8 protein-coding genes and 5 tRNA genes are annotated in these 11,873 nt (G+C 37.6%); 5 read left to right on the top strand and 8 right to left on the bottom strand.

What is annotated here, in order from left to right; all coding sequences use genetic code 11:
* Positions 1–11 precede the first annotated feature (11 nt).
* The 6 genes from ATS76_RS10470 to ATS76_RS10445 form a co-directional block, all read right to left on the bottom strand.
* Positions 12–1,421 (bottom strand): TolC family protein, encoded by a 1,410-nt coding sequence (locus ATS76_RS10470; RefSeq protein ID WP_058552106.1) that lies wholly within the window; start codon positions 1,419–1,421, stop codon positions 12–14.
* Positions 1,422–1,772: 351 nt separating this feature from the next.
* Positions 1,773–1,848, bottom strand: a tRNA-Phe gene (locus tag ATS76_RS10465).
* 125 nt (positions 1,849–1,973) lie between these two features.
* Positions 1,974–2,049, bottom strand: a tRNA-Thr gene (locus tag ATS76_RS10460).
* A gap of 59 nt (positions 2,050–2,108) precedes the next feature.
* Positions 2,109–2,184: transfer RNA gene (locus ATS76_RS10455), tRNA-Phe, on the bottom strand.
* 49 nt (positions 2,185–2,233) lie between these two features.
* Positions 2,234–2,309: transfer RNA gene (locus ATS76_RS10450), tRNA-Thr, on the bottom strand.
* Positions 2,310–2,365: 56 nt separating this feature from the next.
* A tRNA-Phe gene (locus ATS76_RS10445) sits at positions 2,366–2,441 on the bottom strand.
* Positions 2,442–2,780: 339 nt separating this feature from the next.
* Between ATS76_RS10445 and ATS76_RS10440 the strand changes: the two genes are divergently transcribed.
* Positions 2,781–5,555, top strand: a complete 2,775-nt coding sequence (locus ATS76_RS10440; RefSeq protein WP_058552107.1) for an ATP-binding protein — start codon at positions 2,781–2,783, stop codon at positions 5,553–5,555.
* 59 nt (positions 5,556–5,614) lie between these two features.
* Here the strand turns inward: ATS76_RS10440 and ATS76_RS10435 are convergent, their stop codons facing one another.
* Positions 5,615–5,887 (bottom strand): oxidative damage protection protein, encoded by a 273-nt coding sequence (locus tag ATS76_RS10435; RefSeq protein ID WP_058404815.1) that lies wholly within the window; start codon positions 5,885–5,887, stop codon positions 5,615–5,617.
* Positions 5,888–5,921: 34 nt separating this feature from the next.
* Positions 5,922–6,983, bottom strand: coding sequence for an A/G-specific adenine glycosylase (gene mutY / locus ATS76_RS10430; RefSeq protein WP_058552105.1), 1,062 nt, complete (start codon positions 6,981–6,983; stop codon positions 5,922–5,924).
* 163 nt (positions 6,984–7,146) lie between these two features.
* Between mutY and trmB the strand changes: the two genes are divergently transcribed.
* From trmB to arcA, 4 genes are all read left to right on the top strand, one after another.
* Positions 7,147–7,872: a tRNA (guanosine(46)-N7)-methyltransferase TrmB gene (gene trmB / locus ATS76_RS10425; protein WP_058552104.1), complete on the top strand. Its 726-nt coding sequence runs from the start codon at positions 7,147–7,149 to the stop codon at positions 7,870–7,872.
* 45 nt (positions 7,873–7,917) lie between these two features.
* Positions 7,918–8,943, top strand: coding sequence for a methyltransferase (locus ATS76_RS10420; protein WP_058552103.1), 1,026 nt, complete (start codon positions 7,918–7,920; stop codon positions 8,941–8,943).
* A 150-nt stretch (positions 8,944–9,093) separates the two neighbouring features.
* Positions 9,094–10,698 (top strand): sensor histidine kinase, encoded by a 1,605-nt coding sequence (locus tag ATS76_RS10415; protein WP_058552102.1) that lies wholly within the window; start codon positions 9,094–9,096, stop codon positions 10,696–10,698.
* Positions 10,699–11,150: 452 nt separating this feature from the next.
* A complete protein-coding gene (arcA, locus tag ATS76_RS10410) occupies positions 11,151–11,867 on the top strand; it encodes a two-component system response regulator ArcA (RefSeq protein WP_006794331.1) in 717 nt (238 codons plus the stop codon).
* Positions 11,868–11,873: the final 6 nt, after the last annotated feature.

Here is an 11,873-nt window from a genome sequence, read left to right as displayed (position 1 = left end):
TTTATTGAGTTTCATATTGCTTGTTCATCCTGTACGGATATTGATTTTGCAAAATCGCCACCAAGGGCAACATGTAAATTAATTCGGTTAGTTAGTAGCTGATTTTTAATTTCAATCAGTGAGCTTTGCGCATCAAATGAACGGGCTTGCGCATCAAGTACTGTGGTGTAGCTAACTAAGCCACTTTGATATTGTTCAAACGATAGTTGTTCGGCGGCTAACGCATTCTCTTGTGCTTGTAATGTACTTTGGTAGCGCGCTTTGAGTGACTGCTGTTGCGAAATAGCATTTTCAACATCGCTAAATGCATCATACAAAGACTGCAGATAAGCTTGCTCTTGCTTTTGCGTTTGTAAACTGGCTATTTCTTCGTTGGCAGCAAGTCGCCCACCATTAAAAATAGGAGCTGAAATACTACCTATCAGAGACCATGCTAGGCTTGATGGAGAAAATAAGTCGCTTACCCTGCTAGTACTATCACTTAAGCCTGCACTTAAGTTTAAACTTGGGAAACGCTGTTTATGAGCATAAGCCAGTGAAGCATCTGTGGCTAACAATTGATACCAACTAGCACGTAATGTGGGTTTACGAGTAATAAGCTCAGAAGGGAGACCAAGAGGAATATCGTCATTAATAACGGGTAAATCGTTATTAGCTGCCAGTAATCCTTTTGGATACTCGCCCAACAAGCGCTCAAGACGACGAGCAGATTGACTTAAATTTGCTTGCTGAGTTGCTATACGTGAGCGTTCATTATTTAATTCGTTACGCGCCAAATAAACATCTAACGCTTCATTTAAACCTTGGCGATAGCCCGACTCAATAATCTCGAGGTTTTGTTTAGCATTAGTTTCTCTGCGTTTAAATAAATCAAGTAATTGCTCTGCACTGATTAGGCTAAACCAATTAGTTACAACATCTGCAATAAGCTGTTGTTTAGCCTGCTCATAACGAGCTTGCTGAGCAAGGTAGTTAAGATTGTCCCTGCGTTTTGCGTTTGAAAGCTTACCCCATAAATCAATTTCATAACCTAACTCTAACGATACAGAGCTCGAATTATTATAACTAACAGGGCGATTGTTTTTACTGCGCCCCACCCGTGATGAAATATCTAAGCTAGGCCACAATGCAGCACCAGTAATAATTAATTGTTGTTTTTGTATTTCTACATCGAAACGCTCTTGTCGTAGCTGTTGATTATTTTTAAGTGCTTGCGTAACTAACTGCTTTACTGTTGGTGAAGCTAGCTTATTGAACCAAGTATCGTTTACGGCTATTACCGATTTAGCGGCAGCTTGCTGCCATTGGGTAGGTAGTGCACTCGGCGATCGCTCACGTTGTTGCGGGTTTAAATTACTCGCACAACCGCTTAGCATTATAATGCTTATTACTAATAAAGATGGCTTACATTGCCACATCATATTTAAACCTGATTAGTGCTATTTATGAATGTTATTCAATCACTTTAGCAAACTTTGCTCAATTGACTTTACATAACATTACATAGCTTGCGATGAAATTATAAGTTCACTCAATACGCCAAGTGTTAAAATAATGATCACAAAAAAATGAACAAGCCAACTTTTAATCAAAAAGGTAATTTAAACTCTTAAAAAGTGAATATAGAAAAGACGGCAGGATTTACTGTTGGCATTACACCAGCTAAAGCGGAATAAAATTATAAATATATTTTGAGATGGAAGGTAGTTTGATGCTGGGCCAAATTTAGAATAGAAACAAAAAAGCCCCGCATATGCGAGGCTTTGTATAAATGGTGCCTCGACCCGGAATCGAACCAGGGACACGAGGATTTTCAATCCTCTGCTCTACCAACTGAGCTATCGAGGCACTTAAACAGTGCTAGTTAAATATTATTAAAACACTTAACTAAAATAAATGGTGCCGACTAACTAAGTCGACGGATAACTTGAATAGACTGCTGATTACAGTTTCTTTCCTAGTTACGTTATAAATGGTGCCGACTAACCGAGTCGAACGGTTGACCTACTGATTACAAGTCAGTTGCTCTACCAGCTGAGCTAAGTCGGCACACTAAACTGTGTGCTAAGGCACTTTATCAATTTTAAAGATTGATAACTTTTTTTAAATGGTGCCTCGACCCGGAATCGAACCAGGGACACGAGGATTTTCAATCCTCTGCTCTACCAACTGAGCTATCGAGGCACTTAATCAGTGCTAATTAAATGTTTTTAAAACACTTAATCAAAATAAATGGTGCCGACTAACCGAGTCGAACGGTTGACCTACTGATTACAAGTCAGTTGCTCTACCAGCTGAGCTAAGTCGGCACACTAAACTGTGTGCTAAGGCACTTCATCAATTTTAAAGATTGATAACTTATAAATGGTGCCTCGACCCGGAATCGAACCAGGGACACGAGGATTTTCAATCCTCTGCTCTACCAACTGAGCTATCGAGGCACTTTAACAGTGCTAATTAAAAATCTTAATAGATTTTTAATGCAATTCCCAAAAACCTATACTGAGTCAGCTGTCTGGGCGTGCGGCGTATTAAACGAGTTTTGCCCTTACAAGTCAACTTTTTTTTTATCCTTTACGACTGTTTGAACGGTTTTCAAGCAACTCAGTACGTTTTTTATTGATAACGTACATTTTTACCACAAACCAGTCTATATATATGAAATATTATAACTAAATCAGACTAAAACCGTAGTGAATTATTTTTGGTAAATGGTACGATTAGTTCAGATACCTATGCTAATGGCTAAAGTAGCAAAAACACATCAATGGGAACATTCAATGCAGAGTAAATTCTCTTCGCCGGTAAAAGGGTTATTACCACTTTTTTTAATATTTAATATTGCAGTTACCGCACTTGCCGTATTTGGTTACTCGTTCTACGTAAAAAATAAAACACAAGTAGTTCAACCTGAACAATCGGTAAATATTAAAACACTTGCATCTACATTAAACCAGCCAATGATCGACGCGCTAACAATGTATGGCCAAGACAAGGTTAAGCAATTACTCGACTTAACATCCTCTTTAGATGATGAGTTTGAATACACTCTTTATCGTTTCAGCGCGACTTCTGATACACAGCTCGTTTATAGCAATAGCGAGACCGCACCTGAATCTATTAAAATTACACAATATAATGAGAAAACAGGTGTGTTGCATCATATTCTCTTACTTAACGACCAGCCAATTGGTGAGCTAATTATTAAGCAGGAGTTAGCCCCACTACCATTAAGCATGCAAGACTCTCAAGTAATTGCATATGGCATTGCAATCGCAACTGTTATTTCTTTATTTATCTTTGCGTTACTTTTTAATGTGTATATTAATGGGCGTTTGCGTAAGAGTACCGACTCACTGTCACAAGAGCTTCAAGCTATTACGGAACAAGGTAACTATAATAGCAATATTAATGAACAACTTGATATTGGTTTAGGCGTCGTTGCACAAAATATAAATGTACTCCTTAAGCAAGTACAAACAGCCCTAAGCGATAACGAGTCGGTGCAAAAAGAACTGAAAAAACTACAAAATGGCTTAGAATCAGAGGTTCAAAACCGCACTATTGCACTCGAACGAGAAACCTTAAAAGCACAAAGAGCTAGCGAAACTAAAACCACCTTTTTAGCTACTATGAGCCACGAGATCAGAACGCCGATGAATGGTGTTATTGGTACCATTGATTTACTGCGTCAAACCGAGCTAGATGGTGCTCAGCATCGCTTAAGTACTATTATTCGCGAATCAGCATTCTCATTACTGAGTATTTTGGACGATATTTTAGATTTTTCTAAAATTGAAGCCGGTAAGCTTAATATTGACCCAACCCCTTTTTCAGTTGGCGATACCCTAGAAGAAGTAACTCGCGTTTTGTCGTCGGTTGCTAAAAAACGCGAACTCGACTTAGAGCTATTAATTGCGCCAGATATTCCAATAAATCTAGTAGGTGACAGCGTACGTGTGCGCCAAGTACTTTATAATCTGTGCAGCAATGCAATTAAATTCACAAGCACCGATGAAAAAACCCAAGGCCATGTAAGAATTTCGGTTGAGGTTGCGCATAACACCGCAGATCACTTTACCCTACGCTTTTGCGTAACCGATAACGGCAAAGGAATGACACAGGCTCAGCTAAGAGACATATTTAGCCCGTTTGTTCAAGCTGAGAGCTCGATAACCAGAGAGTTTGGTGGCACCGGCTTAGGGCTTTCTATTTGTAAGAGCCTTACAGAATTAATGTTAGGGACGATTCATGTAAATAGCCATGCTGGTATTGGCAGTGAGTTTACCGTTGAACTGCCTTTTAGTACTTCAGGTAAAATAAAATATGCTCATAAAAATGCCTTAGACGGCAAACCAATTATTGTTGTAAGTAACAATCTTCAACGCGAAAAAATAATGTACCGTTATTTATCGTTTATGGGTGCAAAAGTTATTTACGCACACACAGAAAAAGAAATTGAGCAACACCAAAACACTGAGGGTGCTATTTGGGTTGCTGATGGCATTGATAACATTGATGATATTAACTCTTTATTAAGGCGCTTGTTATATTCACTAGAAGATTACAATCAACAAGTTGTTGTACTGAGTAAATTAGACGAAGCGGCCATTAACCATAAAAATATCTTTTACATCAATGCATCTCCACTTTGTAAATCTAACTTTATGCTTTCTATTTTAGTTGCAGCAGGCTTACATCAACCAAAACAAATTAAAAAAGCCAAAACACTTAATAACTATTTAAATGTAGAGCAAGCTAGAGAATCAAATAAATTGATTTTACTTGTTGAAGACAACCTTCTAAACCAGCAAGTTTTAACCGACCAATTGCATATATTAGGGTATGGCGTAGAGGTTGCAAACAATGGTGAAGAAGGCTTGGATATGTGGAGAAAGAACAACTATTCACTTATTTTAACCGATCTACACATGCCAAAAATGTCAGGATACGACATGGTTGAAAAAATTCGTAACGAAGCTGAATTGCTAGAAGCTATAGACGCTCAACCCTATATTGTGGCAGTTACAGCTAACGCCCTTAAAGGTGAAAAAGAGCGCTGTTTAGCCGTAGGTATTAACGACTTTATTACCAAACCTATAGAGCTAAATGCCTTAGAAGATACTCTTAAACGCTGGTTTGATAAGCAAGCACCTAAACAAGAGTTAATTCCTCAACAAAGCATGGCGCTGCCCATAGACATGGATGCAGTTTCTAAGTACGTAAATGGCGATAAAGCTAAGCAACTACGCTTTTTCAAGATGTATTTAGAGCAAAGTCAAAGTTTAATTAAGTCTATAAATTCTGGTGTTATGGTCAACGACTTGGCAGAAATAATTGAAGGCTGCCATCAACTTAGATCTATATCTAAAACTATTGGTGCGCAAACAGTAGGAACACTAGCTGGTGCATTTGAAGATAAATGCAAAGCGGGAGAGCTAACAACCGATGAATTAATTGATTTACGTGATCAGTTAGAAATTGAATATTCTAAAGCGGCTCAATTTTTAAAAGAGCAAGTTAGAAAGGCAGAGCAGGAAAACGAAGAGTTTTAGCACTTTATAATTAACAATAAAAAAGGGGCTAAGAGCCCCTTTTTTATTGTATTTACAATTTATTTTTCTGGCGGTCTATAGCCTTCAATTTCTACATCTTTATCTTCAAACAAAAAGCCAACCATTTGCTCTTCTAAAAATGTACGATGCTCTGGGTCCATCATATTTAAATGCTTTTCGTTAATTAGCATCGTTTGTTTGTGTTGCCATTGAGCAAAAGCTTCTTTAGAGATGTTATTAAAAATCTTTTCACCAATTTCACCCGGATAAAGTTGAAAACCTAAGCCTTCGGCTTCTTTTTGTAACTTTTGACAAAATACAGTACGTGCCATAATTAATTTCTCTTAAGCGTTAAATGCCAACAGTTTAACCTATTGGTGCAATTTGTTTAACCAACTTTTTAGTTGGCGCAGCTAAACCGACTTCCACTGATTGATCTAGCGGGTACCAAACTAGCTGGCGTTCGTTAATTACATCCGGGATTTGTTTAAGATTTAATATATGTGGATTAATCGTCAGCTCAAAATGAGAAAATACATGGGTAAACGCCGCTAATGGTTCAAGTTCTGATATAAAGCCATGTTGAGCTAAAAAGTCATCTAGCTGTTGGCGTTCAGTAAACTCGAAAAAACCAAACAACCCACCCCAAATACCAGAGCTAGGGCGTTTTTCCATAAGGACCTTATCGTCGCACTTTATAATTAGCTGATGACAGCTTTTTTTAGGCACTGCTTTTTTAGGCTTCGAATGAGGAAACTCTTTAACTTTACTCGCATTAAACGCACCACAGCGACTATTTAACGGGCACGCTTCACAATCAAAACGGCTACGTGAACATAAGCTTGCACCTAAATCCATCATAGCTTGGTTGAATTCTGTCACATTATTTTTAGGTGTTAATTGCGACGATAAATGCCAAAGCTGGTTTTCTACTTTTTTTACACCATACCACCCTTCAACCATAAAATAGCGTGCTAATACTCGCTTTACATTACCATCTAAAATAGGGTGATGTTGACCAAGCGACAATGACAATACAGCCCCTGCTGTAGAGCGGCCAATGCCCGGCAAAGCAATAACCTCTTCAAGCGTTTGAGGAAACTGTCCGTTGTATTTGTCGCGAACTATTTTTGCTGTTTTATGAAGATTTCGCGCGCGAGCGTAGTAACCTAAACCAGTCCAATGGTGTAGTACCTGATCTTCTTCGGCATTAGCCAAAGCAATAATATCAGGAAAACTTTTCATAAATTTTTCAAAATAAGGGATCACAGTAACAACTTGAGTTTGCTGAAGCATAACCTCAGAAACCCACACTTTATAAGGCGTTTTACCCAATTGCCACGGCAGCGTTTTTCTGCCATGAAGGTGATACCAATCAACTACTTGCTTTGAAAACCAGTGAGACTGCTCTTTATTTAAGTCCAACATATTATACTTTTTACTCATGCTCAATGGCGGGTCAGTCTATTGCAGTGAGTAAAAAGATCAAGCTATAGAGGCCGTAAAACCAGCTAATACTTGTGATTGAGGCCATCGTCAGGGATAATATGCAACCATTTTTAAACACATTGTTTTGTCAGGCCAATAAGATATGAGTGAATCAAGCAATACCAACCTCGAGCAAGCTAAGCAAGAAGGTAAATACATCCGCACCATTCGCAGTTTTGTAAAACGCGAAGGTCGATTAACCAAAGGCCAAGCCGCTGCAATCGAAAAATGCTGGCCAACAATGGGCTTAGAGCATAAAAACGGCATGCTTGATTTAAGCCAAGTATTCGGTAACAACAATGATGTAGTACTAGAAATAGGCTTTGGTATGGGCAAGTCGCTTGTAGAAATGGCTAAAAATGCCCCACACTTAAACTTTATTGGTATTGAAGTACACCGCCCAGGCGTTGGTGCATGTTTAATGGATGCCGACGAAGCGGGTGTAACTAATTTACGCGTGTTTGAACATGATGCTGTAGAAGTACTTGCTGACTGCCTAAGCGATGAAAGCCTAACTACATTGCAATTATTCTTCCCAGACCCATGGCACAAAAAGCGCCACCACAAGCGCCGTATTGTACAAACTGAATTTGCTGAAAAACTACGTTCTAAATTAAAAATAGGCGGTGTTTTTCATATGGCTACAGATTGGGAAAACTACGCAGAACATATGCTAGAAATTATGCAAGCTGCCCCGGGTTATGAAAATCAATCAGAAACTAACGATTATGTGCCTCGCCCTGATTTACGCCCTCTTACCAAATTTGAGCAACGCGGCCACCGATTAGGTCACGGCGTTTGGGACTTAATGTTTGAGCGCACAAAGTAATTACACTTTTATATTAATTTAACATACTGTAAGGCAAAGCCATTTATGAGCGTATTAACCAACCCAAGTTTACTGTTGCTGCGAAATAGTGATGCATTAACGGGTAAATCTATATTGGTGGTCAACTTTGTTCAAGATGGCTTTTTAGCTGAGCTTAAAACGCTTAATCCAAATAGCAAAATTACAGCGTTTAGCTATAACCATGCTAATGGTGAATTTGCTAAAAATACTCATGGTGTTGATGTAAAAGTTAACCACACCATTACCGGCAGTGATTATGATTTAGTCATTCTTTATTATCCTAAATCAAAACCAGAGCTTTTAATGGCCCTTGATAACATACGCGCTGTAATAACTGCGGACGCAGAGTTATTAGTTGTTGGTGAAAATAAAAGTGGTGTTAAATCCATTGAAAAACAATTAGCAGCTAAAACTGAATATAGTAATAAAATTGATTCGGCTAAACACTGCGTACTGTACTCATTTTCTCAAATTGAACTTAATGCGCAATTTGATATTAGCCACTACCATAAAACATTTACCGTTAGTATTGCCGATACATCATTTTCAGCTATTAGCGTACCTGGCGTGTTTAACCATGGCTGTTTAGACGCTGGTACGAAAATGCTACTCGAAAATGCCCCTTCAACTAAACAAGGTAAAGTACTCGACTTTGGTTGTGGTGCTGGCTTAATTGCGACCTTTTTAGGGTTAAAAAATACAGCTCTTGAATTTGTATGTAGCGACGTAAGCGCACTTGCAACCTATGCAACAACTCAAACTTTAAAGTTAAACGGGGTAACTGGTGAAGCAATTCTCAGTGATGGCCTTAAGAATATTAGTGGTAAGTTTGATTTAATAGTGAGTAATCCGCCGTTTCACACAGGAATTGCTACAGACTACAGCGTTGCAGAAACGTTTTTAGCTAACGCTAAACAGCATTTAACTAAAAACGGAAAGCTAACTATTGTTGCAAACAGCTTTTTAAAATATCCGCCAATTTTAGAAACACAATTTGAAACGTATCAAACCGTATTCAAAAACAATAAATTTGCCGTATATAGCAGTTAAACACGCTTAAATGCTAAGTTAAACAATTAATATGTTTGGCTTAGTATTTGAATGTATACTTAATTTTATGTATTTTTTTGCGCCACTCTCTGCCTTCTTTGCTAAACTAATAAAATAATAAAACTTAACGACTCAGGCGACACTTTAATAATGCCTAGAAAAGTTCATCAAAGCAGTATTCGTAAAGCACTTATAAATTTAATCATGCTTATAACTGCTATTTGCTTGTCGTTATCGATTTCTATATCGACTTACCTAAGTGTTAAAGAGCAAAAACAATTAATAGTTAGTAAGCTCGTTATTCTCGCTGAAATTGTTGCCTTTGACGCAGGAAAGTCAGTTTTTGAAGATGACAGAGAAACAGAAGAAAAACGCCTTAAATACTTTGAAAAAATCCCTCTAGTTAAAAACATACATGTTTATTCTATTGAGCAAGCATCTCAAAAGCCTGTTTTTTTTATTAGTTTTAACGCAAAAAAAACGCCACCAGTCCCCCTCAGAATCGACAGTATTGAGGAACTAAAAACACCACGTATAACCAACGAAGATATTGAACTAATAAAGCCAATTTTTCATAATGAAAAGCTTGTTGGCCATGTATACATGCGCGGTAGCCTTGAAAGCTTAGACGATTATATAAAACAAAAAATAGTTGTGGATGCCTTACTTACTTTATTGATACTTGTTGTTGTGTATTTTATTGCAATAAATGTTCAAAAAAGAATAGCCCGACCGATAGAAAGATTGAGTATGCTATTACAAGACGTATCAAAAAATCATAACTACGATGTACGCGCACCTGTAACCGACGTAAAAGAAATATCAGCGCTTTCAAACAGTTTAAATATCATGCTTACACGCACTCAAAAACAACTGACCCGCCATGAAAAAGACAAAGAAGAAATTAAACAGCTTAACCAGGGGTTAGAAGAAAAAGTAAACCAACGAACCATAGCCTTACGAGAGGCAAATCAAGAATTGTTGTCAACCCTTGAGCGTATGCATCAGTATCAAACACAAATTGTTGAAAATGAAAAAATGGCATCCCTTGGCCAAATGGTCGCCGGTGTTGCACATGAAGTTAATACCCCAATAGGGCTTGGCATTACTAGTTCAACCTTACTGCGCGATAAGTTAGCTGATTTACAAATTAGCTTTGACGACAAAAAGCTGACTTCAAATCAATTAAAGCGCTTTATTGATGAAGGCATAGAAAATTTAGATTTAATTTACCGTAACTTAAATCGTGCAGCAGACTTAATTTCAACTTTTAAAAAAGTAGCGGTTATTCAAGATGATGACGTAACTACCTACATCAATATTCATAAGTTAATAACGGATGTTTTGACATCAATAAGCTCTGAACTTGAAGAGAAAAAACCTGTTATAAACATAAATTGTGCAACCGACTTAACAATAGAAAGCAAATCTGAACCACTACAACAAGTATTTATACAACTACTAACAAACTCTCTGCTACATGGGTTTATAGGTAATGAAAATAACGAAATACAGTTTGATGTGGAGTTAACGGGTAAAAAACTCACTATTATTTACAGTGACAATGGCCAAGGTGTAGACAAAAAAATTAAACATAGGATCTTCGATCCTTTCGTAACATCAAAAAGAGGGCAAGGAGCGAGTGGACTAGGTATGCACTTAGTTTACAATTTAGTAACACAAGCTTTAGGCGGCCACATATTAATTGATTTAGAAAAAAAACACGGTGCGCGATTCATCATAACCATCCCTTAAAAGTGAAGTAACCAAGTGCATTTATTTGCTTACACTCCTTGAATTACTACTTATCGACCATATTTATGCTTCATGTAACAAGTAATGGTAATAGTTATCGTTTATAGAGCGCAATTTTTTGAACTTTATTACTTTTGCGATATCACATACATTGATGAAAGATTAGATAGTGATATAATTTAACTTTGAATTAGTCTGATTATTTAACAGTTTTGCATAGTCAGCCGGTCCATAAATTTTCAAAGTAAATGAACTTCATACGTGTAATGATCAATTTAACAGTAGTTTTTGCACGGGCTTTTTGAGCAAACTTTGAACTCTTGCTGTTTTATTTTTATCCAACTTGTTTTTTCTTGTTAACAATTGGATATAATCCTATAATCTCTAGTAGTCGGATTTATACTAAATACCGATTTTTTGTAAATAAAATATTCCAAAAAGGTTAATTAATAATGCAAACGCCAGTCATTCTAATCGTAGAGGATGAAGACGTAACTCGACTAAACCTCGTTAGTTTATTTGAAGCTGAAGGTTACAAAGTTATTGAAGCCATTGATGGCGATGACATGCATGACAAGCTTACAAATAACGACGACGTTAATCTCGTAGTTATGGATATCAATCTTCCAGGCAAAAACGGCCTTATATTAGCCCGTGAACTACGCCAAAAACGCAAAGTAGGCCTTATTTTCTTAACAGGTCGTGATAACGATGTTGATCGTATTTTAGGGCTTGAAATTGGCGCTGATGATTACATTACTAAACCATTTAACCCTCGTGAATTGACTATTAGAGCTCGCAACCTTATTACGCGTACAGGTCTAAGTGATGATGAATCAGCGCTTGAAACCAATGGCGTTATTACATTTAACGGTTGGGAATTAGATGAAAACAGCCGCTGTTTAACATCTCCTAATGGCGATGCTAAACGCTTGCCTAAAGGCGAGTATAGAGCACTGCGTTTAATGCTTGATTCTCCGGGTCGTATTTTTAGCCGTGAACAACTGATTAAACATATGACTGGGCGTGAACTTCGTGCAAACGACCGTACTGTCGATGTAACTATCCGCCGTATCCGTAAGCATTTTGAAAGCGATAACTCTACATCAGAGCTTATCAGCACCATTCATGGTGAAGGCTACCGCTTTATTGGTAAAATCGACAGCTAAAAAGCG

This window comes from Pseudoalteromonas sp. 10-33, from assembly GCF_001469195.1.
Classification (GTDB): domain Bacteria; phylum Pseudomonadota; class Gammaproteobacteria; order Enterobacterales; family Alteromonadaceae; genus Pseudoalteromonas.
The sequence above is the reverse complement of the archived record's forward strand: the minus strand, read 5'-3'. Positions and strand labels throughout refer to the sequence as shown.